The 26,733-nt window shown below is 70.2% G+C and carries 29 protein-coding genes, 2 tRNA genes and 2 pseudogenes; 15 read left to right on the top strand and 18 right to left on the bottom strand.

Translation table 11 applies throughout. The features are described from left to right. Positions 1 to 9 precede the first annotated feature (9 nt). Positions 10 to 690, top strand: coding sequence for a DsbA family oxidoreductase (locus ACWDAS_RS03310; protein WP_450386977.1), 681 nt, complete (start codon positions 10 to 12; stop codon positions 688 to 690). 24 nt (positions 691 to 714) lie between these two features. Here the strand turns inward: ACWDAS_RS03310 and ACWDAS_RS03315 are convergent, their stop codons facing one another. Next, positions 715 to 1,416 (bottom strand): HAD family hydrolase, encoded by a 702-nt coding sequence (locus ACWDAS_RS03315; RefSeq protein ID WP_450386979.1) that lies wholly within the window; start codon positions 1,414 to 1,416, stop codon positions 715 to 717. 92 nt (positions 1,417 to 1,508) lie between these two features. Next, the gene (locus tag ACWDAS_RS03320; RefSeq protein ID WP_450386981.1) at positions 1,509 to 2,432 is read right to left on the bottom strand and encodes a carbohydrate kinase family protein; all 924 of its coding nucleotides are present in this window, start codon (positions 2,430 to 2,432) and stop codon (positions 1,509 to 1,511) included. A 252-nt stretch (positions 2,433 to 2,684) separates the two neighbouring features. On the opposite strand from ACWDAS_RS03320, the gene ACWDAS_RS03325 reads away from it, so the two are divergent. Next, positions 2,685 to 3,278, top strand: a complete 594-nt coding sequence (locus ACWDAS_RS03325) for a biotin transporter BioY (protein ID WP_450386983.1) — start codon at positions 2,685 to 2,687, stop codon at positions 3,276 to 3,278. A gap of 64 nt (positions 3,279 to 3,342) precedes the next feature. Here ACWDAS_RS03325 and ACWDAS_RS03330 read toward each other — a convergent pair whose 3' ends face one another. Beyond that, positions 3,343 to 3,519 (bottom strand): hypothetical protein, encoded by a 177-nt coding sequence (locus ACWDAS_RS03330; RefSeq protein WP_450386985.1) that lies wholly within the window; start codon positions 3,517 to 3,519, stop codon positions 3,343 to 3,345. 15 nt (positions 3,520 to 3,534) lie between these two features. Between ACWDAS_RS03330 and ACWDAS_RS03335 the strand changes: the two genes are divergently transcribed. Beyond that, complete coding sequence (locus ACWDAS_RS03335; RefSeq protein ID WP_450386986.1) at positions 3,535 to 3,699, top strand: hypothetical protein; 165 nt, start codon at positions 3,535 to 3,537, stop codon at positions 3,697 to 3,699. Here the strand turns inward: ACWDAS_RS03335 and ACWDAS_RS03340 are convergent. Beyond that, positions 3,663 to 5,126: an amino acid permease gene (locus ACWDAS_RS03340; protein ID WP_450386989.1), complete on the bottom strand. Its 1,464-nt coding sequence runs from the start codon at positions 5,124 to 5,126 to the stop codon at positions 3,663 to 3,665. The genes ACWDAS_RS03335 and ACWDAS_RS03340 overlap by 37 nt on opposite strands. Positions 5,127 to 5,266: 140 nt before the next feature. Between ACWDAS_RS03340 and ACWDAS_RS03345 the strand changes: the two genes are divergently transcribed. Together ACWDAS_RS03345 and ACWDAS_RS03350 are read left to right on the top strand one after the other, a co-directional pair. Continuing rightward, a complete protein-coding gene (locus ACWDAS_RS03345; RefSeq protein WP_450386991.1) occupies positions 5,267 to 5,755 on the top strand; it encodes a ribose-5-phosphate isomerase in 489 nt (162 codons plus the stop codon). A 7-nt stretch (positions 5,756 to 5,762) separates the two neighbouring features. Beyond that, positions 5,763 to 6,578 (top strand): Fpg/Nei family DNA glycosylase, encoded by an 816-nt coding sequence (locus ACWDAS_RS03350; RefSeq protein ID WP_450386992.1) that lies wholly within the window; start codon positions 5,763 to 5,765, stop codon positions 6,576 to 6,578. Positions 6,579 to 6,624: 46 nt separating this feature from the next. Here ACWDAS_RS03350 and ACWDAS_RS03355 read toward each other — a convergent pair whose 3' ends face one another. Together ACWDAS_RS03355 and ACWDAS_RS03360 are read right to left on the bottom strand one after the other, a co-directional pair. Beyond that, on the bottom strand, positions 6,625 to 7,053 hold the full coding sequence (locus ACWDAS_RS03355) for an MscL family protein (RefSeq protein WP_450386993.1): 429 nt from the start codon (positions 7,051 to 7,053) through the stop codon (positions 6,625 to 6,627). Positions 7,054 to 7,263: 210 nt separating this feature from the next. Then, positions 7,264 to 8,493 carry a GNAT family N-acetyltransferase gene (locus ACWDAS_RS03360; RefSeq protein ID WP_450386995.1) on the bottom strand — a complete coding sequence of 410 codons (1,230 nt, stop codon included), beginning with the start codon at positions 8,491 to 8,493 and terminating at the stop codon, positions 7,264 to 7,266. A 128-nt stretch (positions 8,494 to 8,621) separates the two neighbouring features. On the opposite strand from ACWDAS_RS03360, the gene ACWDAS_RS03365 reads away from it, so the two are divergent. Then, positions 8,622 to 9,764, top strand: a complete 1,143-nt coding sequence (locus ACWDAS_RS03365) for a PP2C family protein-serine/threonine phosphatase (protein ID WP_450386997.1) — start codon at positions 8,622 to 8,624, stop codon at positions 9,762 to 9,764. Here ACWDAS_RS03365 and ACWDAS_RS03370 read toward each other — a convergent pair. After that, the gene (locus tag ACWDAS_RS03370) at positions 9,745 to 10,899 is read right to left on the bottom strand and encodes an acyltransferase family protein (RefSeq protein WP_450386999.1); all 1,155 of its coding nucleotides are present in this window, start codon (positions 10,897 to 10,899) and stop codon (positions 9,745 to 9,747) included. The two genes, ACWDAS_RS03365 and ACWDAS_RS03370, sit on opposite strands and share 20 nt — an antisense overlap. A gap of 453 nt (positions 10,900 to 11,352) precedes the next feature. Here ACWDAS_RS03370 and ACWDAS_RS03375 point away from each other — a divergent pair, with 453 nt between their 5' ends. Further along, complete coding sequence (locus ACWDAS_RS03375; RefSeq protein WP_450387001.1) at positions 11,353 to 11,547, top strand: hypothetical protein; 195 nt, start codon at positions 11,353 to 11,355, stop codon at positions 11,545 to 11,547. 40 nt (positions 11,548 to 11,587) lie between these two features. On the opposite strand, the gene ACWDAS_RS03380 is transcribed toward ACWDAS_RS03375, so the two are convergent. Beyond that, a complete protein-coding gene (locus ACWDAS_RS03380; RefSeq protein WP_450387003.1) occupies positions 11,588 to 12,592 on the bottom strand; it encodes an asparaginase in 1,005 nt (334 codons plus the stop codon). A gap of 116 nt (positions 12,593 to 12,708) precedes the next feature. Between ACWDAS_RS03380 and ACWDAS_RS03385 the strand changes: the two genes are divergently transcribed. Both ACWDAS_RS03385 and ACWDAS_RS03390 read left to right on the top strand, forming a co-directional pair. Beyond that, positions 12,709 to 13,161 (top strand): Lrp/AsnC family transcriptional regulator, encoded by a 453-nt coding sequence (locus ACWDAS_RS03385; RefSeq protein WP_450387005.1) that lies wholly within the window; start codon positions 12,709 to 12,711, stop codon positions 13,159 to 13,161. A 21-nt stretch (positions 13,162 to 13,182) separates the two neighbouring features. Continuing rightward, a complete protein-coding gene (locus ACWDAS_RS03390) occupies positions 13,183 to 14,094 on the top strand; it encodes a glutaminase (protein ID WP_450387007.1) in 912 nt (303 codons plus the stop codon). A gap of 38 nt (positions 14,095 to 14,132) precedes the next feature. Here the strand turns inward: ACWDAS_RS03390 and ACWDAS_RS03395 are convergent, their stop codons facing one another. Then, entirely contained in the window at positions 14,133 to 14,495 is a 363-nt protein-coding gene (locus ACWDAS_RS03395; protein WP_450387008.1) for an arsenate reductase family protein, read from the bottom strand. A gap of 44 nt (positions 14,496 to 14,539) precedes the next feature. Continuing rightward, on the bottom strand, positions 14,540 to 15,505 hold the full coding sequence (locus ACWDAS_RS03400; protein WP_450387281.1) for a CorA family divalent cation transporter: 966 nt from the start codon (positions 15,503 to 15,505) through the stop codon (positions 14,540 to 14,542). Positions 15,506 to 16,031: 526 nt separating this feature from the next. Between ACWDAS_RS03400 and ACWDAS_RS03405 the strand changes: the two are divergent. Next, positions 16,032 to 16,163, top strand: a pseudogene (locus ACWDAS_RS03405) (YnfA family protein); the annotation flags it as partial. A 369-nt stretch (positions 16,164 to 16,532) separates the two neighbouring features. Here the strand turns inward: ACWDAS_RS03405 and ACWDAS_RS03410 are convergent. Continuing rightward, the gene (locus ACWDAS_RS03410; RefSeq protein WP_450387010.1) at positions 16,533 to 16,739 is read right to left on the bottom strand and encodes a cold-shock protein; all 207 of its coding nucleotides are present in this window, start codon (positions 16,737 to 16,739) and stop codon (positions 16,533 to 16,535) included. A gap of 294 nt (positions 16,740 to 17,033) precedes the next feature. Between ACWDAS_RS03410 and ACWDAS_RS03415 the strand changes: the two genes are divergently transcribed. After that, complete coding sequence (locus ACWDAS_RS03415; protein ID WP_450387012.1) at positions 17,034 to 17,282, top strand: SCO5918 family protein; 249 nt, start codon at positions 17,034 to 17,036, stop codon at positions 17,280 to 17,282. A 28-nt stretch (positions 17,283 to 17,310) separates the two neighbouring features. On the opposite strand, the gene ACWDAS_RS03420 is transcribed toward ACWDAS_RS03415, so the two are convergent. The 3 genes and pseudogenes from ACWDAS_RS03420 to ACWDAS_RS03430 all read right to left on the bottom strand — a co-directional run. Next, complete coding sequence (locus ACWDAS_RS03420) at positions 17,311 to 17,730, bottom strand: DUF5994 family protein (protein WP_450387014.1); 420 nt, start codon at positions 17,728 to 17,730, stop codon at positions 17,311 to 17,313. 1 nt (position 17,731) lies between these two features. Then, a complete protein-coding gene (locus ACWDAS_RS03425; RefSeq protein ID WP_450387296.1) occupies positions 17,732 to 17,902 on the bottom strand; it encodes a hypothetical protein in 171 nt (56 codons plus the stop codon). A gap of 345 nt (positions 17,903 to 18,247) precedes the next feature. After that, a pseudogene (locus tag ACWDAS_RS03430) lies at positions 18,248 to 18,655 on the bottom strand (DUF5994 family protein); the annotation flags it as partial. A 747-nt stretch (positions 18,656 to 19,402) separates the two neighbouring features. On the opposite strand from ACWDAS_RS03430, the gene ACWDAS_RS03435 reads away from it, so the two are divergent. Beyond that, positions 19,403 to 20,638 (top strand): PP2C family protein-serine/threonine phosphatase, encoded by a 1,236-nt coding sequence (locus ACWDAS_RS03435; protein ID WP_450387015.1) that lies wholly within the window; start codon positions 19,403 to 19,405, stop codon positions 20,636 to 20,638. Positions 20,639 to 20,826: 188 nt separating this feature from the next. On the opposite strand, the gene ACWDAS_RS03440 is transcribed toward ACWDAS_RS03435, so the two are convergent. Continuing rightward, positions 20,827 to 21,708: a helix-turn-helix domain-containing protein gene (locus ACWDAS_RS03440; protein WP_450387017.1), complete on the bottom strand. Its 882-nt coding sequence runs from the start codon at positions 21,706 to 21,708 to the stop codon at positions 20,827 to 20,829. Positions 21,709 to 21,883: 175 nt separating this feature from the next. Here ACWDAS_RS03440 and ACWDAS_RS03445 point away from each other — a divergent pair, with 175 nt between their 5' ends. Then, positions 21,884 to 22,660, top strand: a complete 777-nt coding sequence (locus ACWDAS_RS03445) for an SDR family oxidoreductase (RefSeq protein WP_450387019.1) — start codon at positions 21,884 to 21,886, stop codon at positions 22,658 to 22,660. Positions 22,661 to 23,266: 606 nt separating this feature from the next. Here the strand turns inward: ACWDAS_RS03445 and ACWDAS_RS03450 are convergent. The 3 genes from ACWDAS_RS03450 to ACWDAS_RS03460 all read right to left on the bottom strand — a co-directional run bounded on the left by ACWDAS_RS03450 (position 23,267) and on the right by ACWDAS_RS03460 (position 24,966). Further along, positions 23,267 to 24,286: a helix-turn-helix domain-containing protein gene (locus ACWDAS_RS03450; protein ID WP_450387022.1), complete on the bottom strand. Its 1,020-nt coding sequence runs from the start codon at positions 24,284 to 24,286 to the stop codon at positions 23,267 to 23,269. A 292-nt stretch (positions 24,287 to 24,578) separates the two neighbouring features. Next, positions 24,579 to 24,806: a hypothetical protein gene (locus ACWDAS_RS03455; protein ID WP_450387025.1), complete on the bottom strand. Its 228-nt coding sequence runs from the start codon at positions 24,804 to 24,806 to the stop codon at positions 24,579 to 24,581. 89 nt (positions 24,807 to 24,895) lie between these two features. Continuing rightward, positions 24,896 to 24,966, bottom strand: a tRNA-Gly gene (locus ACWDAS_RS03460). A gap of 111 nt (positions 24,967 to 25,077) precedes the next feature. Between ACWDAS_RS03460 and ACWDAS_RS03465 the strand changes: the two genes are divergently transcribed. Together ACWDAS_RS03465 and tig are read left to right on the top strand one after the other, a co-directional pair. After that, positions 25,078 to 25,154 (top strand) — tRNA-Pro (locus ACWDAS_RS03465). Positions 25,155 to 25,322: 168 nt separating this feature from the next. Next, the gene (gene tig / locus ACWDAS_RS03470; protein WP_450387027.1) at positions 25,323 to 26,717 is read left to right on the top strand and encodes a trigger factor; all 1,395 of its coding nucleotides are present in this window, start codon (positions 25,323 to 25,325) and stop codon (positions 26,715 to 26,717) included. Positions 26,718 to 26,733 lie beyond the last annotated feature (16 nt).

Here is a 26,733-nt window from a genome sequence, read left to right on the forward strand (position 1 = left end):
GAGATTTCCGTGACCGAGACCACAGTCGACAACTCAGCCGAGAATGCCCTCCCCTCGACTTCGTCGGGGGCGACCCCAGTCGACTTCTGGTTCGACCCCGCCTGCCCTTGGGCGTGGATGACCTCCCGCTGGATGCTGGAGGTGGAGAAGGTGCGCCCCGTCGAGGTGCGGTGGCACGTGATGAGCCTCGCGGTGCTCAACGAGAACCGCGACGAGCTGCCCGAGCAGTACCGGGAGTTCCTGACCACGGCCTGGGGCCCGGTTCGCGTGTGCATCGCGGCCGAGCAGAAGTACGGCAGCAAGGTGCTCGGTCCCCTCTACACCGCGCTCGGCACCCGCATCCACAACCAGGGCCTCGGCCACAAGGACCACGACGTCCTCGTCGCCGCCCTGGAGGAGGCCGGCCTCCCCGCCGACCTCGCCGACTTCGCCCGCAGCGACGCCTACGACGCGGAGCTGCGCGCCTCCCACCAGGAGGGCATCTCCAAGGTCGGCCAGGACGTCGGCACGCCGGTCATCGCGGTCCCCGGCGCCGACGGCGAGCAGATCGCCTTCTTCGGCCCGGTCGTCACCCCGGCGCCCAAGGGCGAGGCCGCGGCCCGCCTGTGGGACGGCACCCTGCTCGTCGCATCCACCCCCGGCTTCTACGAGATCAAGCGGACCCGCGACCAGGGCCCGATCTTCGACTGATCCTCCGGGCCCGGGGACGCCGGGTCAGAAGTGCCGGAGCAGTTCGGGGAAGGCCGCCAGCCGCAGCACGCGCTCGTCGGCCGGGTCGAGCTCGGACTGCTCCAGCACCCAGGTGTTCACGTTCGGGATGAACACCGCGCTCATACCCGCCTCGCGCGCGGGCAGGATGTCCGACTTCGGGGAGTTCCCGATCATCCAGCTCCTGCCCGGCGCGAAGCCGTACTCCGCCAGGAGCGCGCGGTAGGTCCCCGCGCCCTTCTCCGGGACGATGTGCACCCCGCGGAAGCGGTCCGCCACTCCGGAGGCCGCCACCTTGCGCGACTGCTCCTCCTCGTCGCCCTTGGTGAGCAGCAGCAACTCGTGCCGGGTGCCCAGCTCCTCCAGCGTGCTCGCCACGCCGGGCATCAGCTCCACCCGGTGCTCCACGAAGGCGACCGCCAGTTCGTCCACCCGCCGGAGCTCCGCCTCCGTCACCGGCCGCTCCCGCAGCCGTTCCAGGCACTCGCCCAGGCTGCGCAGGAAGACCTTGCTGCCGTAGCCGTGGGTGACCGCGTTCGCCGCCTCGATCTCGTCGAGCAGCGCCCTGATCTGGCCGCGGTCCAGGACGGGATGGTCCACCCAGTCCAGGAAGTCCGCTATGACCCGCTCGAAGACCACGTTGTTCTCCCACAACGTGTCGTCCGCGTCGAAGATGAGTACCTGTCCGGTCAGCCGTGCCTCGTCCATGCCGCGAGGGTAACCAGCGCCCCGGTCCTGCGGCCCGGCATTTTCCCGCGGGTCGGACCGTGGGCCCGCCGGGACGGGCGGCCGCGCCGCTGCTACTGCGCCGGCCCGAGCGCCGCGTCCAGTTCCGCGCGCGAGGGCGGATCGGCGCCCACCCGCGTGCAGTTGAGCGCGGCGGCCGTGACACAGCGCTCCAGCACGGCGGTGAGCCCCTGCGCCGAGGCGGGGACGCCCGAGCCGGCGATCGCGTCGAGCAGCGCCGCCTGGAAGGCGTCACCCGCGCCGATGGTGTCGACGACGGCCACCTCCGGCGCCTCGACCCGTACGAGGGTGTCGTCGGTCACCGCGAACGCGCCGTCCGCGCCCAGGGTGACGACCGCGAGCCGGGGCCCCTCCGCGAGCAGCACCCGCGCCGCCTCGGCCGGGTCGAGCCGCGGGAAGAGCCAGGCCAGGTCGGCGTCGCTCGCCTTGACCACGTCCGTGACTCCGGCCAGCCGCAGACACGCCCGGCGGTAGGCGAGCCGGTCCGGCTGGACGGCGGGCCGCACGTTGAGGTCGGCGACGACGGTGCGGCCCGGCAGGGCGTGCAGGTCGCGGCAGAGCTCCAGCACCCGTGTGGCGCCCGGCTCGACCACCGCGGCGAGCGAACCGGTGTGCAGCACCCCGGTGTCCGCGGGAACCGACAGCTGCTCCGGGTCCCAGGCCGCCAGGAAGTCGTAGGAGGCGGAGCCGTCCCGGTCCACGTAGGCCATCGCCAGCGTGGTGCGTCCGGCCGGGCTCGCGGCCCGTACGACCTCGACCCCCGTCGACTCCAGATGGGCCCGCACCAGCTCACCGGGCGGGTCGTCGCCCCACGTGGTGACGAGGGTGGTGGGCCGCCCGAGCCGGTGCAGGCCCACCGCCACATTGGCCGGACTGCCCCCCGGGAGCGGGGTGACCTGCCGCTCCCCGGAACGCCACAGCAGGTCGACGAGGACCTCACCGACGACGCCGACGCGGGAGGGTGACGGAGCGCTCATGCGGGCAGCATAGGAGGCCCGATCGCACGCGCCGGAGCGGCGCCGCGCGTCACCGGGAGCGCCGCGCCGGCACCGATTGGAGAGTCCCCACAGAGGCTCCCGTGACGAAGCTCACGCCCGGCGCCCCTGACTTGTAGGAAGGCGACCAACGCTGTGATCAGGCCTTTGTGATCGGCGGACGATGATCGGCGAGGGCCCCGCGGGTTAACGTCACGGTGTCCCGAACCGACCCTCATCCCGCGGAGTCACCCGATGGCCAGCGCAGTTCCCGCCGCTTCCGCCGTACGGACCCACCCGGTCCTCGCCGACCTCATCCCCGCGTCGCGGCTGCGCGACGTGGCCCTCGTGGCCGGCGGCGCCGTGCTGACCGGCCTGGCCGCGCAGTTGTCGGTGCCGGTGCCCGGGTCCCCGGTGCCGGTGACGGGCCAGACGTTCGCCGCGCTGCTGGTGGGCACCGCCCTAGGCGCGCGCCGAGGCTTCCTGGCGCTCGCGCTGTACGCGGTGGCCGGCGTGGCCGGGGTGCCCTGGTTCGCGGGCGGGGCGTCCGGTGCGGCGGCGCCGAGCTTCGGCTACATCCTCGGCATGGCGCTGGCGTCCGCGGTCGTGGGCGCGCTGGCCCGGCGCGGCGCGGACCGCAGCGTGTGGCGGACGGCGGGCGCCATGGCGGTGGGCAGCGCCGTCACCTACGCCGTGGGCGTCCCCTACCTCGCGCTGGCCGCGCACCTGACGCCGGGCCAGGCCGTCTCTCTCGGCCTCACCCCGTACCTCATCGGGGACGCGCTCAAGGCGGCCCTCGCGATGGGTGCGCTGCCCGCCGCGTGGAAGCTCGTCGGCCGCCGCGGCTGACCCCGCGCGACCTGACGCACCCGGGTGGGGGCGGGGCCACGGCCCCGCCCCCACCCGTTTTCCGTCAGTGCCGTGCCGCCGGCCGGCGCCGGGTGGGCCACAGCCCCGCGCCGCCCGCCGCCGGCAACAGGCCGCCGCCCAGCGCCAGGACGACCGTGCGGTCGGGGGCGCCGGTGCCCGGCAGCGCGCCGGGGCGGAGGGACTCGGGCTCGCCGAGGTGTCCGCCGTTCTCCCGGGCCACCACCCTGGCACCGTCGTGCGGGAGTACTCCTTCACTCAGGCCGGTGCGCCCTGGAGGGCGCGGCGGCTCGGCTTCACCGGGGGAGGCAAGTCGTACCAGCTGAACATCTGGTACGCGGCTGCCGCTGAGTCCGCCGAGTCCGCCTACGACCCGGTGACGGACTCCTTCCGGCCCTTGTGAAGCACCTGTCGCACCACCGCGATGGCGACCACGCCGAGCCCCACCAGCACCGAGACGACCACCTGGTCCCGGCCACCGCCGTCGGAGGTGTCGGTGAGCATGTAGCCCAGCACGAAGACGATCATCGCGATCGTCGCCCAGGTCAGATACGGGTACAGCCACATCCGCACCCGAAGCCGCTCCGGGGCCTCCCGCAGGATGATCCTGCGCATGCGCAGCTGGGAGAAGCAGATCACCAGCCACACGAACAGCGCGATCGCGCCGGAGGCGTTGAGCAGGAAGAGGAAGACGGTGTCGGGGTACTTGTAGTTGAAGAAGACCGCGACGAAGCCGAAGACGACGGAGCCGAGAATCGCCGCCTGCGGCACACCGCGCTTGGAGGTGCGGGCGAACGCCTTCGGCGCGTCACCGCGCTGCCCGAGCGAGAAGGCCATGCGCGAGGCGGTGTAGAGGCCGGAGTTGAGGCAGGACAGCACGGCCGTGAGCACGATCACGTTCATGATCTGGCCGGCGTGCGCGATGCCGATCGTGTTCAGCGCCGCGACGTAGGAGCCGTCCTTGGTGATCGACGGGTCGTTCCACGGCAGCAGCGACACCACGATGAAGATCGAGCCCAGGTAGAAGACGCCGATCCGCCAGATCACGCTGTTGGTCGCCTTGGTGACCGCGCGCTCGGGGTCGGCGGACTCGCCGGCGGCCAGGGTGACGATCTCGCTGCCCATGAAGGAGAACACGACCAGCAGCACACCGGTGAGGATCTTGCCCGGGCCGTTGGGCAGGAAGCCGCCGTGCTCGGTGAGGTTGCTCAGGCCCGCGGTGCCCTCGTGCGCGCCGGGGAGCACACCGAAGATCGCGAGCGCGCCGAGCACGATGAAGCCGGCGATGGCGACGACCTTGATCCCGGCGAACCAGAACTCGAACTCGCCGTACGAGGCCACCGAGGCCAGGTTGGTCGCGGTCAGCACGACCATCACGATCAGCGCCCAGCCCCACTGCGGCACGGCCGGGACCCAGCCCTCCAGGATCTTGGCACCCGCGGTCGCCTCGACGGCCAGCACCACGACCCAGAAGAACCAGTACAGCCAGCCGATGGAGAAGCCGGCCCAGCGGCCCAGCGCGCGGTCGGCGTAGGCCGAGAAGGAGCCGGACGTGGGGTTCGCGGCGGCCATCTCGCCCAGCATGCGCATGACGAAGACGACCATGACGCCGACGAGGGCGTACGACAGGAGGATGCCGGGGCCTGCGGCTGCGATGCCGGACCCGGAGCCGACGAAGAGACCGGCGCCGATCACGCCGCCGATCGCGATCATCGACAGATGGCGGTTCTTGAGCCCGGCCTTCAGGCCCGAGCCGTCCTGCGCCTCCGTCGCGGCTTCGTGAGCCGGAGCGGTGGAGTCGGCCACAGGGGTGGGGGGACGTGTACTCATGGGGTGGCATGAAACAGGCTTCGACGCGAGCGGGGAACCTTTGATTCCGTTTTGTTGTTTCACTCTCAAATCAAGCTCAAATCCCCCTCACCGAACACCCACGGCATGTCGCCCAGCGTGGCCGTGCCACACTCGTCCGTATGCGCGTGTACCTCGGCTCCGACCATGCCGGCTTCGAACTCAAGAACCACCTCGTGGAATGGCTCAGGGCCAACGGCCACGAGCCCGTCGACTGCGGCCCGCACATCTATGACGCCCAGGACGACTACCCGCCGTTCTGCCTGCGCGCCGCCGAGCGCACCGCCGCCGACCCCGACGCCCTCGGCATCGTCATCGGCGGTTCCGGCAACGGCGAGGCCATCGCCGCCAACAAGGTCAAGGGCGTGCGCGCCGCGCTCGCCTGGAGCCAGGAGACGGCGACGCTCGGCCGCGAGCACAACAACGCCAACGTCGTGAGCATCGGCGCCCGCATGCACACCACGGACGAGGCCACCAAGTTCGTCGAGGTCTTCCTCGGCACGTCGTACTCGGGTGAGCAGCGCCACACCCGCCGCATCGACATGCTCTCCGCCTACGAGACCACCGGCGAGCTGCCCCCGGTCCCGGCCCACCACCCGCAGGAGGGCTGATCCGGGCATGCCCGAGGGGCATACGATCCACCGGCTCGCCGCGGACCACGAGGAACGCTTCGGCGGCCGCGTGGTCCGCGCGGGCAGTCCGCAGGGCAAGTTCTCCGACGGCGCCGCCCTCCTGGACGGCACCGTGATGGAGACCGCGGAGGCGCACGGCAAGCACCTCTTCCTGGGGTTCGGCCCGGCCGGCTGGGTCCACGTCCACCTGGGCCTGTACGGGAAGTTCGGCTTCGGCACCGGCCCGGGCGGCGCCCCCGTCGGGCAGGTCCGGCTCCGCCTGGCCACCGACGAGCACCACGCCGACCTGCGCGGGCCGACGGCCTGCGAGCTGATCACCGACGCCGAGAAGCAGGCGATACACGACCGGCTCGGCCCGGACCCGCTGCGGTCCGCCGACACCGGCGAGCGCGCCTGGGCCCGCATAGCGCGCAGCCGCACCAGCATCGCCGCGCTGCTCATGGACCAGAAGGTCGTCGCGGGCGTCGGCAACGTCTACCGCGCCGAGGTCCTCTTCCGGCACGGGATCGACCCGTACCTCGCGGGACGGGACCTGGGCCGCGCGCAGTGGGACGCGATCTGGGCCGATCTGGTGGCCCTGATGCGCCAGGGAGTGCGGAACAACCGCATCGACACCGTGCGCCCCGAGCACACCCCCGAGGCCATGGGCCGTCCCCCGCGCGTCGACGACCACGGCGGCGAGGTCTACGTCTACCGCCGCGCCACCATGCCGTGCCACATCTGCGGTACCGAGGTGCGCACCGCATCCCTGGTGGCGCGCAACCTCTTCTGGTGCCCCGCCTGCCAGCCCGCCCGCGGCTGAGACCCGATCCGCCGGGCCGAGTTCCGCCGTGCGGTGCCGTACCCGGTTACGGGGCGACGGTCTGGCCGCTGCCGCAGTAGCGGCACTTGCGGGCGGCGGCGGGGATGTCCTCGGACAGGCACTCCGGGCAGGTCCTGACCGGGCCGGGATCGCCGAACACCGTGACGCCCCGCCGTGCCTGGTAGGCCTTGTACGGGACGATGATCACCAAGTAGACGACCGCCATGAAGATCACGAAGTAGATCAGCGTGGAGATGAAGGATCCGAGATCCAGATAGGTCCTGCTGTTGCCCGGCCTGCCGAGCTGCCAGCCGAGGCCGGGTGACGACCCGCCCTGGGCACGGGCGATGATCGGGTTGATCACGTTGGTGGTGAACGACAGGATCAGCGTGCTGAACGCCAGGGCGACGATCAGGCCCACCGCGATGATGACGACGTCGCCGCGCAGCAGGAAGTTCTTGAAACCCTTGAGCATGACGATTCCTCCCCGTCGCTCGACCGGACACCTCCGCGGGGCCGGCGTCGTCGGCCCCGTCCCCCCAGGCCAGTCGGTGGGGACGGGGTCCGCAAGCGGCGCGGGGCCGGTCGGGGGAGGGCCGTGCGGGGGAGCGGCCCGCCGGCCCGACCGCGGGGTGCCGGGTCCGGCCCGCCGCGGTCCGGCCGTGAGGCAGGCACCTGATCCGGTCTAGAAGCCGTGCGGCAGCCAGGGGGCGACGTCGCCGCCGAAGGCCACCGCGGCCTCCCGCAGCGCGCCCTGGCGCAGCTCCCGAACCCGGCCGGCCCGTGCCAGCGCGGTGAGCGAGACGTCGCCCAGGTAGGCCGCGCCCAGCTCGCGCACCGACAGCGCCAGGTCCGCGGGGTCGGCCGTGCGCTCGCACGAGGCGCCCTTGGTGTCGCCGCTGAGCCGCCAGCGGCCCTCGTTCCACGGGCAGAAGGCGTCCGAGACCTCCAGCACGACGTCCACCGGAGCCGCGTAGGTGCGGGCCCCCAGGGCCGCGCCCACCTCGACCGGGCGCAGCAGCATGCCCTCCTTGAAGCGCACGCCGCAGCGGCGGACGTCGTCGACCAGGTGCAGTACCGGGTCGTCGGCGGGCCGGTTGCGGGAGGTGATCCGGCAGGTCAGGTCGATGCCGAAGAGGTATCGCCACAGCGCGGCGCATGTGTCCGGATCCAGCGCCTCCAGGTCGCGCAGGACCACCGTGCCGTCGGGGCCGCCCGCGTTCCAGGCGGACTTCACCGCGTACCGCGCGTAGCCCCGCACCTCTCCGTCGCGCTCGGCGACCACGCACAGCAGATTCGAGGCGCCGTCCCGATGCGCCTCCGGGTCGACCACGCCCCTGCGCTCCCAGTTCGGCCGCCGTTCCAGCATGCCCGGCCGGGTCGGGACGAGCCGCGCGTAGACCGCCTCGCAGACCGCCAGCGCCTCCTCGGGGTCGGCGAAGCGCAGCGTGACGTCGTCGGCGCCCGGCGGCACGGTGAGGCCCGCGCGCAGGGTGTCGACGTCCAGGATCATCTGGCGCGTGGTGACCTCGTAGCCGTACCGGCCGTAGATCCCCGGCTCGGACGCCGTCAGCACCGCCAGCGGCTCGCCCAGCTCGCGCACCTCGTCCAGCTGCCGCCGCATCATCGAGGTCAGCAGGCCGCGGCGGCGGTGCGTCGAGGCGACGCTGACCATGGTGACGCCGGCCGCGGGGACCACGGCGCCCCCGGGCACGGTCATCCGGAAGGAGAACGCCCCCGCGGTGCCCACGATCTCCTCGCCGTCCCAGGCGGCGATCGACCGGGCGAGTTCGGTGACCCCGCGGTCGAAATCACGCTCCTCCGCCGGACTGACCGCGCCGCCGAACGCCCGTTCCAGCTTGCTGAACCACTCGTCCCACTGTTCGGACTCGAGAACCCGCAACTCCACCGTCATGTGACCTGCCTATCAGTCGCCCCACCGGCGAGCGACCGGTTTTCGCCGGTCGTGGCGGCGAATCGGCGCACCATGAGGGGCACCTCCCATGCGGAGAACGGGTGAGGGTGGATAGGGTCGCCGGGAACATGGCACGACGCCCGGTAGGAGACGGATTCGGGGCCCGGTGGCGCAGGACGGTCCACCGGGCCCGGGTCGGCCTGCGCAAATCCGCCGTGGACTACTTCCGCGGGGACGCCGCCGACTGGCTCGCCCTGACCGTCCTGACGATCAGCGTCCCGCTGATCGCCTGGGGCACGGTGCTGGCCCCGCAGTGGTGCCCGCCCACCACGCTGGTGCTGCCCGTCCTCGTCGGCGGCCTGCTGCTGCGCCCTTCCAGCCTCCTGCTGCTGTACGGGGCCTCCGCCGCCGCGATGGTCGTGGAGTCCGCCGTCCTCGGTCCGTACCGCGAGGGCGTGGGCCGGGTGACCCCGGGCACGGTCCTGGTGGTGGCGGCGGTGGCGCTGGCCGGGCTGATCGTCGCGCAGTTCCGCGCCCGGGTCGGCGTGCCCTGGATGCGCGGCGGCACGATGCTCTTCGACCTGCGCGAACGCATCCGGGTGCAGAGCCGGCTGCCGCGGCTGCCGGACGGCTGGCACGCCGAGATGGCGCTGCGGCCGGCCGGCGGGCAGTCCTTCTCCGGCGACTTCGTGGTGGCCACCCGCACCTCGGGCGGGCGGATCCTGGAGGCCGTCCTCACCGACGTGTCCGGCAAGGGCATGGACGCCGGCTCCCGCGCCCTGCTGCTGTCCGGGGCTTTCGGCGGCCTGCTCGGGTCGCTGCCGCCGCACGCCTTCCTCACCGCCGCCAACGGCTATCTGCTGCGGCAGAACTGGGACGAGGGCTTCGCCACCTCCGTCCACCTGGTGCTGGATCTGGAGACCGGCGACTACGAGCTTCTGTCGGCGGGCCACCTGCCCGGCATGCAGCTCAGCGCGGGCACCGGCCGCTGGGAGGAGAAGGCGGCCGAGGGCCCGCTGCTGGGGGTGTACGACGGCGCCGAGTTCGACAGTGTGAAGGGCACCCTGCGCTCCGGCGACGTATTGCTGCTCTTCACCGACGGCCTCGTCGAGGCGTCCGGCCGCGACCTCACCGAGGGCATCGACCGGCTGATCGGTGAGGCCGACCGCTATGTCGCGCACGGCTTCCGCGGCGCGGCGTGGCAGCTGATCGAGGCGGTCGCCAAGGACGTCAACGACGACCGCGCCCTGCTCATCGTGTGCCGGGACTAGGCAGCGGCCGGAACGCCCAGGACATCCTCGGCTCCATCGCGAACCGGAACACCCGCTGCACCGGCGGCGAGCACAGCGCGGTGACCACCACGGCGGCGATCGCGGTCACCGCGATCCGGCCCAGCGGGGTGTGGATCCAGTCGTGGTCGTACCAGCCGCCGAAGCGGGAGCCCTTGGCGAGGAAGCCGTGCAGCAGGTAGCCGTAAAGCGTGCCGGCCCCCAGGGCCGTGAACCACGTGCGGCGGCGCGGCACCCAGGCGAAGAAGCACACCGTCAGCGCCAGGGAGCAGCAGAACAGCGCCAGCGTCATGATCGGCCCCGTCCACCAGGGCGCGCCCAGCTCCTGGGCGCTCGCGCGGTGGTAGAGCCAGGCCCGGTCCATCCGCGGCACCACCCAGTAGGCGCACACCAGCGCGGCGAGGCCCACGGGGACGGACAGCACGCGCACCACCCGGCGCCGGACGAGGCGGAAGTGCTCGGCCTTCAGGCACATGCCGAGCACGAAGAACGGCAGGAACTGCAGGACGCGCTGGAGCTCCAGGTCGTCGCCGATGCCGGGGGATACGGAGGCCGAGGCCGCGATCAGCAGGGCGACCGCCACCGGCTGCCGGACGATCCGCCAGATCGGCGAGGTCAGCCGCCAGACGAAGAGGGCGATCAGGAACCAGGTGAGGTACCAGGGGTCGAGCAGGCTGATCGGCTGCGCCGATCCCTCGTCGGCCCAGTCCCTGAAGAGGGAGTAGGCGATCTCGAAGAGGACGTAGGGGACGGCGACGCCGCTGATCAGTTTCCTGACGTGGTCCGGGCGGGCGTCGAAACTCCGTGAGAAGTAGCCGGAGATGAGGATGAAGGCCGGCATGTGGAACGCGTACACGAGGGTGTAGAGCGCGCCGGCCGCCCTGCTGCGCCCGATGAGCGGTTCCCAGGCGTGGCCCATCGCGACGAGCACGATGGCGAGGTACTTGGCGTTGTCGAAGAACGGGTCCCGCCCGGCGGAGGGCGGGGAGGACGCGGCGGGAGCGGCCTGCCGGGTCCCGGGTGCGGTGGAGCTCTCCTTGCGCGGAGTCGGGAGGACGGAATTCCCGGTCCGGTTCCTGCCGGGGGACAGGGTGTTCGTGCTGGGGGGCTGGAACATTCGATGCACCATAGCGGGCGCCTCTGGCTGAGTAAATTTGGGGGCGGAATGCGGGTTGCGGCGCTGCTACCCGGGAATGCAGGTGTCATGCCGCTGTCCGGTCTGTGACGCTATGGGTGGTCATATAACGGTTGAAGGGGGCGAATCGGCAGACGAGTTGACGTCTGTGCAGGTTTTTTGATGATCGTTTGTGTGGCAAGTGAGTGTGTGGGGAAATAGCTTGGGGGAAATTCACTCGAACGTGCCCTGCAATTGCGAGATTCGACTCACCGGAAGTGTTCGGAAGTGATCGCGATGCCATACGTCACAGGTGTGCGACCCCGGCGCGCGGGGAAGGGTGTGTCCCGCGGGGTCACGGTGTCGGCGGCAGGTGGCACGATGGACGTCGCGGGGGTGTGGCCGCCGTGGCTCCCCCCGGAACGGTGAGGCGTCAGACCGAGGATGTGATCCCCAGTGGCCATCTCCCTGTCCGTGGTGCTGTTGTTGGCGATCATCATGATCGTCCTGATACGGGGCAAGTCGCTCAAAGTCGGGCCGGCCATCGTGGCCGCGCTCTTCGGCTTCTTCCTTGCCTCCACGGGCATGGCCCCGGCGATCAACAAGTTTCTCGACTCACTGGCCGACACCATCAACCAGATAAACCTCTGACGCGTCACCCGGCGTGGTGGCCACGCCGGGTGACGTGGAGTCAGGCGACGGCCGGCGTGCGGTCCTCGGCAGCCCCGATGATGCGGCGCAGCGCGGCGGCCCGCTCCTCGGGGCCCTCCGCGGACAGCAGCGCCGCCAGCACGGCGATACGGGCCTGCCCCGCGCGCAGCGTCCCGGCCAGCACGGCGCCGGCCGCGGCGAGGTCCACCGCCCCGCCCCCGGTGTACATCGGGGCCACCGGCCCGGCCGCAACCCGGGTGCTCACGGCGACCAGCACACCGGCCTCCACCGCGCGGCGCACCGCCGCCACGAACTCGGGCGTGGCGTTGCCCGCGCCGGTGCCGACCAGCACGATGCCCTCGGCGCCGGCCCCCAGCGCGGCCTCGAAGAGCACGGGGTCGGCGTCCACGTGGTGCATCACCACGTCGACGCGCGGCGCCTTCGCGGCGGCGTCCGGCGGCGGCAGCGCCGCGGCCCGCGGCTGCGGCCTGCCCCAGGCGATCTCGCCGAACTTCACCCGGCCCAGCGGCCGTCCGGAGGGGTCGGCGAAGGCCTGGACGTCCAGGGTGTGCGCCTTGACCGTGCCCCGGGCGGCGTGCACGAAGCCGCCGAAGGCGATGACGACGCCGATGCCCCCGCCGGTCGCGGCGGTCAGCAGCGCGTCGTAGAGGTTGCCCGCCGCGTCCCCGTCCACGGAGTCCAGGGGCAGCTGAGCGCCGGTGAGGACCACCGGGCGCCGGTCGTCGTGGTAAAGGTCCAGCAGGAAGGCGGACTCCTCCATGGTGTCGGTGCCGTGCGTCACCACGATGCCGTCCACGGCGGGGTCGGCCAGCACTTCGTGGACCGTCCGCAGCAGCTCCAGCTGGTGGGCGGAGGTCAGCCGGGAGCTGTTCACGGTGAACAAATCCCGTACGGTCACCTCGACGCCTTCGGGAACCGCGCCCGCCGCCAGCACCTCGTGGCCGGCGGCCTCGGCCGCGTACCCGGCCCCCTGCCACCGGCTGGCGATCGTGCCGCCGGTGCCGATCACGACGATGTGCTTCACGTTTCCCTCGCTCGTGTGTTCACCCGATCCACCACGGCAAGGATATGCGCTGAACCCTGGAATCGGATTGCCAATCAGCCCGCGTAGATCGGCTGAGTGTGGTATGTATCGCCCCTGTGGACGCCATCGACAGAAGAATCTTGCGTGAGCTCCAGGCGGACGGCCGGCTCACCAACCAGGAGCTGGCCGCAAGGGTCGGCCTCACCCCCTCCCCGTGCCTGCGCCGCGTGCGCCAGCTGGAGGAGGACGGGGTGATCCAGAGCTACCGGGCGGTGGTCGACCCCACCGCCGTCGGCCGCGGCTTCGAGGTCTTCGCCTCGGTCGAGGTGCGCCGCGACCGCGAGTCCGTCGCGTCCTTCGAGGAGCAGGTGCGGGCCATCCCCGACATCGTCGAGGCCTACCGGCTCTACGGCGCGCCCGGCTGCCTGCTGCGCATCGCGGTGGCCGACAGCGACGCCTACGAGCGCTTCTGGACCGAGAAGCTGATCGCCCTGCCGGGCGTGAGCGAGGTCAACTCTCAGATGATCATGAAGAGGATCAAGGGGCCGAAGGGTGTGCCGGTCGAGTAGCCTCCCGGGTTCAATGGCCCGGTGGACTACCAGCGCTTCCTCGATCAGGCCATGGCCGCGGCCCTCCCCGTACTCGGCCGCGGCAAGGTCGCCGACTACATCCCCGCGCTCGCGGCCGCCGACGCCGGCGCCTTCGGCATGGCCCTCGCCACCAGCGACGGCGAGGTGTACGGCGTGGGCGACGACACCACGCCGTTCTCCGTCCAGAGCGTCTCCAAGGTCTTCACGCTCGCCCTGGCGCTCCACCACGGCGGCGACGCCCTGTGGCGCCGCGTCGGCCGCGAGCCGTCCGGCAACCCGTTCAACTCCCTCATCCAGCTGGAGACCGAGCAGGGCATCCCCCGCAACCCCTTCATCAACGCCGGGGCCCTCGTCGTCACCGACGCCCTCCAGACCCTCACCGGCGACGCCTCCGGCGCCGTACGCGAACTGCTGCGCGCCGAGTCGGGCAACGCGGCCGTCGCCACCGCCCCCGCTATCGCCGCCTCCGAGGCCGCCCACGGGCACCGCAACGCCGCCCTCGCGCACTTCCTCGCGCACTTCGGCAATCTGCACAACCCTGTGGACAGCGTTCTGGAGCACTACTACGCCCACTGCGCCCTGGAGGCCTGCTGCCGCGACCTCGCCCTCGCCGGCGGCTTCCTCGCCCGCCACGGCCTGCGCGCCGACGGCAGCCGCCTGCTGTCCCGGACGGACGCCAAGCGCCTCAACGCCGTGATGCTCACCTGCGGCACCTACGACGCGGCTGGTGAGTTCGCCTACCGGGTGGGGCTGCCCGGCAAGAGCGGCGTCGGCGGGGCCATCCTCGCCATCCTGCCGGGCCGGGGCGCCCTCTGCGCCTGGAGCCCCGCCCTCGATTCGGCCGGCAACTCCGTCGGCGCCATGGCCGCCCTCGACGCGTTCACCACCGCCACGGGGCTCTCCGTCTTCTAGACGCGCCCCAAGTGCTTCAAGTGCGCCCCCCGTACGCCCTACGCGCGCCCGAGCGCGTCCCGGACCGCCTCCTCGGACCGCGCGACCACCGCGGTACCGTCCTCCGCCGTGATGATCGGCCGCTGGATCAGCCGCGGGTGCGCCGCCAGCGCCCCGATCCACCGCTCCCGCTCATCCGGCTCCCGCGGCCACTCCTTCAGCCCGAGCTCCTTCGCCTCGGCCTCCTGCGTCCGCACGATGTCCCACGGCTCCAGCCCGAGCCGCTCCAGCACCGTCCGCAGTTCGTCCGCGTTCGGCGGGTCCTCCAGGTACCGGCGCACGGTGTACTGCGCGCCCTCCTCGTCCAGCAGATGCAGCGCCGAGCGGCACTTCGAGCACGCGGGATTGATCCAGATCTCCATGAGGCCAATGTAGTGAGGGACCGAGACGGGAGGCGTCCGGGAGCTCACCGGTCGTCATTGCCGTCGTCGCGCAGTTTCCGCCAGATCCGGGTGCGGTGGAGCACGTACAGGGCGATGAACAGCACGATCGCCTGCAGCCCCACGGCGAGCAGCCAGAAGACGACGCCGCTCTCCAACTCATCGGTCATGTAGGTGAAGTTCATGCCGAAGAACCCGGTCAGGAAGGTCAGCGGCAGGAAGATCGTCGACACGATGGCCAGCCGGTTGATCACGCCGTTCTGCTCGCCCGACACAAGGGAGGAGTAGCTTCCGAAGGCCCGCCGGGCGGCGTCCTGGAGCGACTCGATGCTCGTGAGCACCAGCCTCGACGAGCGCTGGTACGAGCGGGCGAGCCGCTGCCGCTCCTCGGGGAAGCCGCCGCTCATCATCCGCCGCGTGAAGGTCTCCTCCATGGCCTCCAGATAGGGCAGGAGCGCGTGGTGCAGGACGGCCGCGCGCCGGCGCAGCCGCGCCAGCCGGTAGACCTGCTGCGGGTGCCGCACCTGGAACATCTCGTCCTCCAGGTCCTCCACCTCCAGCAGGGCCCGCACCGCCGACCGCCGGAAGGTCTCCAGCGCCTCCTCCAGCAGCAGGAACAGCGCGGCCACGGTGTCGGTGGGCCGCTCGTCCGGCAACCGGGCGAAGAAGCTCCCGATCGGTCCGTTCGGCCCCCGGTGGACCGTGACCAGGTGCCGATCGGTCACGAAGACGTGGACATGGGTGACCTCGCCCTTCTCGATCACGGGCACCACGAACCGTGCGTTGTCCCCCAGGAACTCCGCCCGCGCGGCCTCGCCCTCCCTGCCCAGCCAGGCCATGTCCTGGGCCTCCAGACCGAGCTCGTGGGCGATCGGCGGCTCGTCGGGCGCCACCTCCCCGGGCAGCTCGATGTCCACGAGCAGGAACCCGGACGCCGCGAGCCGCTCGCGCGCCTCCGACACGGCTGCGCGGGCGACGATCCCTTCCGGCATCGACACCACCGATATGATCATCGTCCCTCACCGCGGATCGCCGGCACACCTGCCAGCCTGCGCAGGTTCCGCCACGCACGCATGCCGAGTGCTCGTTCGCACGGCCCGGCGGGCCCTGAACGGGTGAGCGCCGCCCTCTGCCGAGGGCCGCCGGCGAACGCCGTGGCCGCCGGCCGAGGCGGAGTCCCGCCGGTGCTCGCGGTGCACTTCTTCCGCGGGGGAGGCAGGCCGGGGCAGGCTTTCTCACTCCGGCGCGGGTGTGGCGCGAGCGGGCATACGCTCTCACCGTTGTCCGTGGCCACACCTGCGGACACGGCCCAGGGGCCCCGCTGGCGACCCGGGGGCCCTTCTTCGTGTCCCGGGCGGCCCCGCCCCGAGGGCACCGATGGCAAGCGGCTGGGACGGGGCCGCACTTCCACAGTGCACCTATGTCGTCCCCGGTTCATCCTGGACCGATCTGCCAACCAGCGGCCGGTGGTGCCCCGAGCTGTCGACGGCCGAGGGGACGACCCCGAAGCGTGCTGACGTCCACGTCGCCGGATCCATCGCCTGGGGCATGGTCGCCGGCGGCTACCGCCCCGACCGCAACGACATCGTCGGCGCCCTGGTCTGCCTCGTCGGCGTGGCCGTCATCATGTACACACCGCGCAGCCACTGATGGGGCGGACACAACAGCCCTTGGGAACAGGGCATCGCCTTCGGATCACTCTGCTGACGGGGCACATCTGCCTTGTAGGCCTGGTGGTCAGGGGCGTCGAGGGTGCGCAGGTCGGAGCGGCGTTGAAGAGGCCCCGGCTCTTCCGGTCAACTCGACTGCGGCAGACCGCCGTTGATCGTGGTTGCCCGCTCGATGTGGCGCGGTTGCGGCACGTGCCGATAGCCGCTGTGGCGAGCGCCGCCAGGACTGCACCGCCGACGTCTTCCTCCGAGAGGGGCATCCCTTGGCGCTGCCGGTACGACTCCCCCGGGAAAGCGCTATGGGGCCGGCCGCCGAGTGGCGCCGGCCCCACATGTCACGCTCCCGGCGTCAGCCGACCGGGATGATGTTCTCCGCCTGCGGGCCCTTCTGGCCCTGAGTGACGTCGAAGCTCACCTTCTGGCCCTCCTGGAGCTCGCGGAAGCCCTGGGTGGCGATGTTCGAGTAGTGGGCGAAGACGTCGGCGCCGCCGCCGTCCTGCGCGATGAAGCCGAATCCCTTTTCCGCGTTGAACCACTTCACGGTGCCGGTTGCCATGTTGAAGCATCTCCTTCGGGAGCAGTGCATGAAGTCCGCACTGTGCGCACTTCCGTCGCCGCAATGACCCTCCGGAAGGACCGGAAAAACAAAAATGCGCCTGTCGGTTACGTCCCGTCAGGCGCACATGAAGTTCATGGGTACCAAAACTGCAACAAATTCAACCTAACACACACTTCGCGTGAGCGGTGGATCGCGGAGCCGGAAACATTCGTGCCCTCTTCCTGTCGCTCGGGCTGCCGCACTGTGCGACGCTGACTGTCCCAGCACATCCGTCCACCGTGTGGAGACCCAGTGCGCTGCATCATCGCCGGTTACCCGTTCGACTTGACCGCGAGCGAGGTGCAACGGGCGATGAGCGGCATCATCCCCGAATCCTTGACCGGCGAGTCGGTCCGCATCGGGCAGCAGTACTACCCAGTCAAGCAGGTCGGCGCCGTGATCACCCGCCAGGACCGGCGGGACTTCACCGCAGCGGAGGTCACGCGTGCCATGACGCGCCTCGGATTCACCTGCCACTCAGGCCCCGGCGCCGATCTCTGACCGTCCGGTCTCTGATGTCCGGCCGCGGTCACCCGGTGCGGGCGCCGTCGGAGGCGACGACACTGTCCATGAGGCGGCACGCCTCATCGGGTGTCGCTCCCGGAGGCACGACCAGGAGGTCGCAGCGGCCGACCCCGTAGGACAGCAGGCAGATCGTGTTCGGCCGCGGGGTGGCGGTGGACCGGGTGATGTGTATGTTCCGACCGCCGAGCCGCAACTCCTGGGGCCCGATGCGCCACATCGGACCGCTCACCGTGATGCGGCTGATGCCGGGCCAGCGTTCGTCCAGGGCGGCCAGCAGTCCGGGCAACGCCATGCCGAGATCGTGGGACCGCGGCCACCACACGCCGTCCAGCCAGTGCGGACCCAGGTCGCGCCGGACCAGCCTGACCCGTACGGGCTCCTCCTCGGCGCTGCGGCGGGTGGTCTGCATGTCGCCGGCGGACACGTCAGCCGCCCGTCCGGGAAGGGGCGGCGAGCCACGGCTGGAATCCGCCGGGCGGTTCCGGGGTGTGGGCGGTGTCCACGATCAGATGGAGCCGGGTGCCACTGCCCCTGCCGCCGGCGGGGTAGCTGCGTTGTTCGGTGCTCGCGAACCAGACGCGCAGCACTTGTGCCACTTGTCGTGCCACTTCGGGAGAAGCGGCGGTGATACGAACCTCGGCGACGTCGGGTGCCGGGAGTGATGAGTCGGTTCCCATGTGTCTCCGTGTCTCTGTTCGAGTTGCGCTCGCCCCTACGGTTGGGGACGGCCCCATCTCTCTTCCCTCACCTGGGGCGACTCCGCGAGGTGGCCGGCGGGGGGCGGTTTCGCGGTGGACCCGCGGCTCATAGGCCGCCTTCGGCCCCCCACGCCGCTTCCTGGCCGTTTCGGCGGCTGCCGCCTGCTCGGCGGCGGTACGCGTGAGCCACGCCTCCGCAGCGGCCCGATCGAGTGGACGGGGGCCGAGGGCCAACGAGATTTCAGCCGCACCGGCTTCCGATTCGGGGGGCACCAGGAGCAGGTCCCAGCGCCCTGCGTCGTTGGACAGCACGCATACCTCGACACCGGGCTGACCGGTGGTGAACCATCCCACGTCGATCGATCGCCCTGCCACGGCAATCCGGTGGGGAAGCTCCGGCCACAGCGAACCGTTCAGCGTGATCCGGTCGATCCGTCCGAATTGCAGCTCGACCGCGGCGATCAGCCCCGGAAGCTCGCGGGTGATGTCCCGGGAGTGCGGCCACCATGCTCCGTCCAGCCTGTCGGGTCGCGATCCCGCAGGTGTCAGATACAACCGCGGTTCGGCCGCGGAGAGGAATTGAGAGAGCGTTGCACACGCCGTCGTCGCGGCCATGGCGCCGCCTTCCGGCCCAGCCGTTCCGCCGGGCATTCACATCTCCGACGACGACGCCAACGCTGATGCCAACGTACGAAATGCCCTCGGTGCCCCCACCGTACCCCGATTGTTGACGACCACGGGTGACACGCTCCTGACCAGCCAAAACGGGCGTCCGTCCTGTCGGCGGCAAACAGCCGAACGCAAGGTCCTCACGTATGGTGAAAGATCAAGACCCGATGTGACACGGGCCGTAACCGTGTGTTCCCACGTGCCGTGTGTTGCGCAGATGATCCATCAGTGCTCCCAGGGTGCTCGCCGCATCAGCGAGGGCAGCGGTGACGGCGGCGTCGGAGACCCTCATGTGCTTTCCGCTACGTGCAGGCGCGCCACTGCCGTCAAGCCGCCGGCGGTGGCGGTGATGCGGGATCGGCCGCGGCGGACAACAAGCAGCGGCGGGGCGGTTTCGGAGTCCGTCTCCGGCGGAATGACCAGAAACTCCCAGCGTCCGGTGTCGCGCCGGGAGCCGTACCTCGTCAGGGGCGAGGGATTCATCGTGTGTCGTCTGAGCGAGGATCAAGCCCATGCGTTCACCTGCCCGGCCGGGCATTCGCCGAAAGCGACGCCGGCGCGAAGCCGGGGTACGGAATGCCTTCGGCGCGTCCACCGTACTCCGCTGAGGAGCCTTCCGTGCTTGCCGCGTCCGGCAATCATTCGACATCGCCACTTGTGCGGCGGTGTCACCAGTTCGGGCTACGTGTTACGAGGAGGAACGCGTAAGTTCCGTGGTCATATGGGGGTATGGCAGATGGTGCGCGCGGGCCTGGTGACGTCATGGGCGACCGGTCCGAAGGCCTTGGGGAACGGTTGCTGGGCGTAATCCTTGACCGGGCACATGATCTGCCGCCGCATCTGATTGTGCCGCTGATCACGGAAGTGATCGGGGGGATGGGCGGCCGTGACGTCTCTGTGCTTCTCCAGGACTTCGAGCAGTTGATGCTTGTCTCGTTGCCCGGCGGGAGCCTCGTGGCGGGTGAGGCCGGACCGATCACGGGGTCCCATCCCGGCCGGGCTCTCGTGGAAGCCACACCCGTTGAGGTGCTGCAGGCGGACGGCACCCGGATCTACCTGCCCTTGCTGGACGGCGGCGACCACCTGGGGGTGCTGGGCGTCACTGTGGACAGCGTGGATGACGACGACCGCAGGCTCCTGAGGCGACTCGCTGCTCTGCTCGCCGTCATTCTGGGGTCCAAGAGTTGCTGTACCGACCAGTTCACGAAGATCCGGCGCCGGATCCCGATGACCGTGGCCGCCGAGATCCAGTGGTCGCTGCTGCCTCCGCTGGCGATGTGCGTTCCGCAGGTCGAGGTGGCAGGAGTTCTCGAGCCCGCCTATGAAGTCGCGGGCGACAGCTTTGACTACGCCCTCAACGACGACATCCTTCACGTGGCCGTGATCGACGCGATGGGCCATGGGCTGGGCGCCGCCGTGATGGCGACGGCGGCGATCGGCACGTACCGCCATGCCCGACGGTCCGACGTGGGCCTGTCGGAGATCTACGCGCTCATGGACCAAGTCATCGCCGAACAGTTCGGCCCTGAACACTTCGTCACCGCCCAGATGATGCGCCTCGATGTCGCGACAGGACACCTGCAATGGGTGAACGCCGGCCATCCTGCGCCCCTCCTCATCCGCGACCGGCGGGTCATCCAAAGACTGGAGAGCCGCACCACCCTTCCGGTGGGCTTCGGTGGGGAAGAACCCCGCATCAGCGAGCGAGTGTTGCAGCGCGGCGACCGTGTGCTGTGCTTCACCGACGGCCTCGTCGAGGAGCGTGCTGCGGGAGGGGCGCAGTTCGGCCTTGAGCAGTTGGTCGGCATTGTGGAAAGGGTCGGGGCCAGAGAACGGGGCGTGCGAGCCACGGTGCGGGTCCTCTCCCAGGCCCTGATGCGCGCCCGAAGCGGGTTCACCAGCGACGATGCGACGATCTTCCTCTTCGAATGGCGCGGCGGAACCGTCGCCACAGAGCCATCGTGAAACAGCTCGCGCAGAAGTGGGGCCGGTCCTCGTCCGGCTGTCGGCTTCTGGAAGTGGATCAGGCTTCCACCGACCTGGGGTCACCGGTGTCATCAACACTGTGACCTGCGCATCCATGACCTGCAGTCTCCCACCCCGCCACCGACACCGCGGGGTGAATCCCTGCGGCGGCCGAGGACTCTGCGACATCAGACTGAGGGTGGCGCGGGACGGGCCGGTTTTCGGTCAAGGGCGGGTGCGTTCCAGGATTCGAGCAGGCGCAGTGCCTGGTCGGTCGGAGATCCCGGTTCCACGTTGTAGACGTACAGGGTCTGTTCTGCGTCTCCGGGAACTTGGAAGGACTCGAAGAGGAAGTGCAGGTCACCGACGACGGGGTGATGATGAATCTTTGCGCCGTGGGTGCAGCGCAGTACCCGGTGGTCGTTCCACCAGGTCGTGAACTCTGGTGACTGCAGCGTGAGTTCACCGACCAGGTCGGCGAGTTGCCGGTCGTGGGGCCGGCGCCCGGCCTCCAGGCGGAGGATCCCTACGGTTTCGGCAGCGATGCGTTCCCAGTCGCCGACGGTCTGCCGGGCGGAGGGGTCCAGCAGGTAGTAGCGAGCCAGGTTTCGGGCCGGTACGGGCAGGGCGTCGAAGTCGGTGAGGACGGCCCGGGCCAGTCGGTTGGAGGCGAGGACGTCGGTCCGCCGACCGAGGACGTATGCCGGTACGTGCTTCAGTGTCTGCAGCATCAGGTGCAGGCCTGGACGGACCCGCTGTGGGCCGGTGGGGGCGCGGCGAGTGGCGGCGCTCGGTCGGGTCAGCAGATCCTGCAGGTGTTCCGTCTCGGACGCGTCCAGGTGCAGGGCCCGGCTCAAAGCCGCAAGGACTTCCGGTGAGGGGTTGCCGGCTCGACCCTGTTCGAGCCGTGTGTAGTACTCGGTGCTCATACCAGCGAGTCGGGCGACCTCGTCGCGACGCAGTCCGGGAACCCGGCGTGTGCGGCCGTCCTCGGGCAATCCTGCCTGGTCAGGGGTCAGGCGGCTACGCCGGGTACGCAGGAAATCGGCGAGCTCGCCTCGGCTGTCCATACACCCAGTGTGACGTCTGGCGCGTGCGGCATTTCGGGTTTGGGTGGCCCTGCCGGTACCTGTCCCGGCAGGGTGCGGTCTGCGCCCTTTTCGCTGGGTCTGGCGGTGGTGTGCTGGATGAGCGGTCCGGATGAGCGGACCGCCCCCCGAAAGTTCCACGGAAGGTACCTCCTCAATGACCTCGCAGACCTCTGTCGCCCCACTTGCCGGCCGTGTCGCTGTCGTCACCGGCGCCTCCAGCGGTATCGGCGAAGCGACCGCTGCACACCTGGCGTCGCTGGGCGCCAAGGTCGCTGTGCTGGCCCGGCGCGAGGACCGGCTCGCCGAGCTTGTCTCCCGCATCGAGAAGAACGGCGGCACCGCACTGGCGATCGCCGCGGACGTGACCGACGCGCAGGCCGTGCGTGCTGCCGCCGACCGGGTGAAGACCGACCTGGGTGGCGCGGACCTGCTCTTCAACAACGCGGGTGTGATGCTCCCCGCCCCGATCGAGCAGCTGGCCACCGACCAGTGGCAGCACCAGATCGACCTGAACATCACGGGCCTGATGAACGCCATCGGCGCGTTCGTCCCCCAACTGGTCGAGGCGGCCGCCGAACGCGGTGTCGGCGACCTGGTCAACACCTCCTCGATCACCGCGCAGAACCTCTTCCCGAACTTCGCCGTGTACTCGGCCACCAAGGCCTACGTCACGCACCTGTCCCGGCACCTGCGCATGGAGCTGGGCCAGAAGAGGGTGCGGGTCTCGGCGATCGAGCCGGGCATCGTCGGCACGGAACTGCAGAGCCACGTCACCGACACCGGTGTGCAGGAGTGGCTGGCGGGCTCCAGGGAGACGATGGAGTGGCTGACGGCGGAGGACATCGCCCATACCGTCGGCTTCCTCGCCTCCCAGCCGGCACGCGTCAACCTTCAGCAGGTCACGATCATGCCCACCGGCGAGGCCAGCTGATCACACCCCAGGCGCCGCCGAAGTGATCTGGGGGTCTGCTGATCTGGGGTCGCCTAGACGATCAATGCTGTGACCTGCGATCGAGCGGTCAACGGTCGTCAGCGTTGGTCGCCGTCGTCCGTCCCGGGACGGCCCGTAGACGGCTCGATCCGGCGTGCTGCCTCATGCGCCGGTCGCTCTCGGCGCGGTGGGAGGTCACCGGGCCTGCTCCGCTCCGTGGCGCTGGTGACTGCCCGGGTTTCCCGGACTCCGGGGCTCTCGTCACGGATCCTGATGCAGTGCTTCCCCGCCATCGGATTCGCCGCCGGACACAGGAAGGCCCGGGCCGGGGAAAACTCCCCTGACCTGGGCCTTCGCCCGCAGAGCGGGCGACGGGAATCGAACCCGCGTAGCCAGTTTGGAAGACAACGCACGCGGGTGGGCGATGACCGTGGTGGGCGTCCACCCGGGGGTCGGCGTGCTCGTCACCGTGGTTCCCCGCTGTTCCCCGTGGCGTGCTGCCCGTACGGGCACGCCCAAGGCGCCGCGCGCTGAGGCAGGCTGGGCGGCGCGCAGGCCGGGGTCGTGGAAGGTCACCACGCTGTCCGGCTCAGCCAGCGGTGACAGTCAGGGAGGTCCGGCCGAAGTTTTCTGGCCGGGGAGGCACTGTTGCCGGTGGAAGTCCGCTCTCGCTGCCGCATGTTGCAATCGCAACTCGCGGGGGCTCACACCGTACGCAGCCTTGAAAACGCGACTGAAGTGGGGTGCGCTGACGAACCCCCACCGGTGGGCGATCGCCTCGATCGTCATGAACTGATGCACCGGCGATGCCAGTTCTCTCTTGCATTCTTCGAGGCGCTGCGCCCTTATCCATTCACCGAGGGTGATTCCCGCCCGGGAAAGGGTCAGGTAGATCTGGCGTACGGAAACCTGATGCTCAGCGGCGATACGTGCGGCAGTCAGGTCGGGTTCTGCCAAATGGAGGCGGACGTATTCCTGAACACGCTGAAGAAGTGTGTTGTTCAAAGGCGCTCTGGCCAGGTCGTCTCGGCCCAGGACCACGGCGACCACAGCCCTGATCAGGTCGACGGAGGGCTCCGCGAACAGGGCGGTCCCAGCGTCGCCGACAGCGGCCTGATTACGGGCCAGCCGGGCGAAAAACGCTGCTGTGGCACCCACGACCGGGCGCTCCGAACTGAGTCGCACAGCTGTGACCTGGTCGAGCAGGGACGGCCGCAGCCCCAGGACGTGGGTGGGAACGCGTACGAGGACCGAATGCATCGTGCCGTGGAAAAAGACCTCATAGGGCTTCACGTTTTCGAGCACCGCGAGATCTCCCGCCCGTGTCACACCCTGCCTGCCCCCTTGCTGGAACCGGGAGGCCCCCGCTTCCTGGAGATGAATGAGAACGTGCGGCACCATGTCCTCGTCCACCGGGGCAGTGGCACGGCGGAGGCCGGCCACGTTCCAGTCGATCTCCGAGACTTTCACCGACCCCACCACGTTGGTGGTCGCATTGGCTCTCAGGTGATTCGGGTTCGGTGGAAGGTCCACCTCTATGCGGCCGTTGATGGACCACGAGAATTCACGGATCGCATCCGCGCGATCGCCGGGAGCCAGCGACGCCACGTCGAGTCGATCTGCCATGCGGGCTGCCTCCCGAACTTGTCGCGGAGCCTGCGTTGCGGGCCTGGCCCCCACGCTACTGCGGCGATTAATCCGTTTTGGTAATTTTTACTGTATTGTGCATCTTTATTTCCGCGCAGCCCCGGTAGCCTGTCCGATCGGCTCGGCACTCGGGGCCCGGTCCTCGTCCTGGCCGGTGTCGCAATTGACGTCCGCCCTCATGACCCGCGGTCTGCCGGCCACCAAGGGATGCGCGCCATCGTCGGTGGAGCGGGTTTGGCCGGTGGCCCGCCTGGGCTGGGGCCGGGCGTGATCAGGGGGCCGCGAGGGCCTGCGCTTTCATGATCTTCGGCACGCCGGCAACACCCTGGCGTCCCACACCGGCGCAGGCACCCGCGAACTGATGCCACGCCTCGGCCACAGCTCGACCCGGGCAGCCCTGGTCTGCCGGCACGGCAACCGCGAGCGTGAACGCGAAATCGCCGACGCCATCGCCATGATCGTGAATGCCTTGGGCCTCGGCCCGGGCCGTTACGGGCACGTGGCAGGGCACGCAGCCCTGATTCGCAGCGGACAAGACGAAGGCCCAGGACCGGGGAAAGCTCCCCTGGCCTGGGCCTTCGTGTGCAGAGCGGGCGACGGGAATCGAACCCGCGTAGCCAGTTTGGAAGACTGGGGCTCTACCATTGAGCTACGCCCGCAACGGCCAGTCATTCTGGCACATCAGATCGTAGCCGATCGACCCGGCTCCCGCGCACGGCATATTTGGCCTTCAGGGTGTGCGGAGGCATGTACTCTACGTGTCGCACCGACGGGGTGTGGCGCAGCTTGGTAGCGCGTCCGCTTTGGGAGCGGAAGGTCGTCGGTTCGAATCCGGCCACCCCGACCAGTCCTCGGCCGCCGCCCTGCGCCGAGCGGGCCCGGCCGCAGGATTGTGGTACCGGTAGGATGGGTCGTCGGCCACCTGATACGCGGCAAAGCAGGTCGAACAACCAGCCGCCCCGCATGATCGCAGAGCGGCCGCCCATCAACGTAAAGCCCCCAAGGAGACCCAACCGTGAAGAGCGCCGTCGAGACTCTGAACCCGACCAGGGTTCGACTCACTGTCGAGGTGCCCTTCGAGGAGCTCAAGCCCAGCCTCGACGCGGCGTACAAGAAGATCAACCAGCAGGTCACGGTGCCGGGCTTCCGTAAGGGCAAGATCCCCGCGCGCGTCATCGACCAGCGGTTCGGCCGTGGCGCGGTCCTCGAAGAGGCCATCAACGACGCACTGCCGAAGTTCTACACGGAGGCGGTCAACGAGGGCGAGCTCAACGTCCTCGGTCAGCCCGAGGTGGACATCACCGAGTTCAACGACGGTGAGGAGCTGAAGTTCACCGCCGAGGTGGACATCCGCCCGACCATCGAGATCCCGGACTACTCCGGCATCGAGGTGACCGTCGACGCCGTGGAGGTGTCCGACGAGGACGTGGACAAGGCCCTGGAGCAGCTCCGCGAGCGCTTCGCCTCCACCTCCGTCGTGGAGCGCGCCGCCGCCGACGGCGACGTCGTGGTCATCGACCTGGAGGCCTCGGTCGAGGGCGAGGTGCTGGAGGACGGTGTCGCCCAGGGCGTCACCTACACCGTCGGTTCCGGCCAGCTGCTCGACGGCATCGACGAGGCCGTCATCGGCCTCGAGGCCGGCGGCTCCACCACCTTCACCTCCGAGCTCAAGGGCGGCTCCGCCGCGGGCAAGGAGGCCCAGGTCAAGGTGGACGTCACCACCGTCCAGGCCCGTGAGCTGCCCGAGCTGGACGACGACTTCGCCCAGCTGGCGAGCGAGTTCGACACCCTCGAGGAGCTCCGCGCCGACGCCGTGAAGCGCCAGGAGCGCATCAAGCAGTACGACCAGGCCACCCAGGCCCAGGAGAAGGTGCTGGACGCCCTCCTGGAGCTGGTCGAGATCCCGCTGCCGGAGAAGCTGCTCAAGGACGAGATCGAGACCCGCACCCACAACCTGGAGCACCACCAGTTCCCGGCCATGGGCCTGGACTGGGACTCCTTCCTGGAGCGCGAGGGCAAGACCCGCGAGGAGTACGACCAGGAGATCGAGGACCAGGCGAAGAAGGGCATCAAGACCCAGTTCGTCCTGGACGAGCTCGTCTCCACGGAGAAGCTCTCGGTCAACCAGGAGGAGCTCACCGAGCACCTCATGCGCCGTGCCGCCTCCTCCGGCATGAGCCCGGACCAGTTCGCCCAGGCGGTCGTCGAGGGCGGCCAGGTGCCGCTGCTCGTCGGCGAGGTCGCCCGCGGCAAGGCGCTGGCCCTGGTCGTCGAGGCCGCCACGGTCAAGGACACCAACGGCGAGGTCGTCGACCTGGAGGACGAGGAGGACGAGACCGGCGAGACGGTCGAGGCCACCTCCGAGGCCACGGACGCCGAGGCCGCCAAGGGCGAGGGCACCGAGGCCTGAGCCTCGCGCAGCTGAT

The organism is Streptomyces sp. NPDC001070 (assembly GCF_053598835.1).

Coding starts and splice junctions, on each gene's coding strand:
- ACWDAS_RS03315 (WP_450386979.1), bottom strand. CDS start 1,416: ATGGACGAGGCACGGCTGACCGGACAGGTACTCATCTTCGACGCGGAC.
- ACWDAS_RS03320 (WP_450386981.1), bottom strand. CDS start 2,432: ATGAGCGCTCCGTCACCCTCCCGCGTCGGCGTCGTCGGTGAGGTCCTC.
- ACWDAS_RS03325 (WP_450386983.1), top strand. CDS start 2,685: ATGGCCAGCGCAGTTCCCGCCGCTTCCGCCGTACGGACCCACCCGGTC.
- ACWDAS_RS03340 (WP_450386989.1), bottom strand. CDS start 5,126: ATGAGTACACGTCCCCCCACCCCTGTGGCCGACTCCACCGCTCCGGCT.
- ACWDAS_RS03345 (WP_450386991.1), top strand. CDS start 5,267: ATGCGCGTGTACCTCGGCTCCGACCATGCCGGCTTCGAACTCAAGAAC.
- ACWDAS_RS03350 (WP_450386992.1), top strand. CDS start 5,763: ATGCCCGAGGGGCATACGATCCACCGGCTCGCCGCGGACCACGAGGAA.
- ACWDAS_RS03355 (WP_450386993.1), bottom strand. CDS start 7,053: ATGCTCAAGGGTTTCAAGAACTTCCTGCTGCGCGGCGACGTCGTCATC.
- ACWDAS_RS03360 (WP_450386995.1), bottom strand. CDS start 8,493: ATGACGGTGGAGTTGCGGGTTCTCGAGTCCGAACAGTGGGACGAGTGG.
- ACWDAS_RS03365 (WP_450386997.1), top strand. CDS start 8,622: ATGGCACGACGCCCGGTAGGAGACGGATTCGGGGCCCGGTGGCGCAGG.
- ACWDAS_RS03370 (WP_450386999.1), bottom strand. CDS start 10,899: ATGTTCCAGCCCCCCAGCACGAACACCCTGTCCCCCGGCAGGAACCGG.
- ACWDAS_RS03395 (WP_450387008.1), bottom strand. CDS start 14,495: ATGGAGATCTGGATCAATCCCGCGTGCTCGAAGTGCCGCTCGGCGCTG.
- ACWDAS_RS03400 (WP_450387281.1), bottom strand. CDS start 15,505: ATGCCGGAAGGGATCGTCGCCCGCGCAGCCGTGTCGGAGGCGCGCGAG.
- ACWDAS_RS03410 (WP_450387010.1), bottom strand. CDS start 16,739: ATGGCAACCGGCACCGTGAAGTGGTTCAACGCGGAAAAGGGATTCGGC.
- ACWDAS_RS03435 (WP_450387015.1), top strand. CDS start 19,403: ATGGCAGATGGTGCGCGCGGGCCTGGTGACGTCATGGGCGACCGGTCC.
- ACWDAS_RS03440 (WP_450387017.1), bottom strand. CDS start 21,708: ATGGACAGCCGAGGCGAGCTCGCCGATTTCCTGCGTACCCGGCGTAGC.
- ACWDAS_RS03445 (WP_450387019.1), top strand. CDS start 21,884: ATGACCTCGCAGACCTCTGTCGCCCCACTTGCCGGCCGTGTCGCTGTC.
- ACWDAS_RS03450 (WP_450387022.1), bottom strand. CDS start 24,286: ATGGCAGATCGACTCGACGTGGCGTCGCTGGCTCCCGGCGATCGCGCG.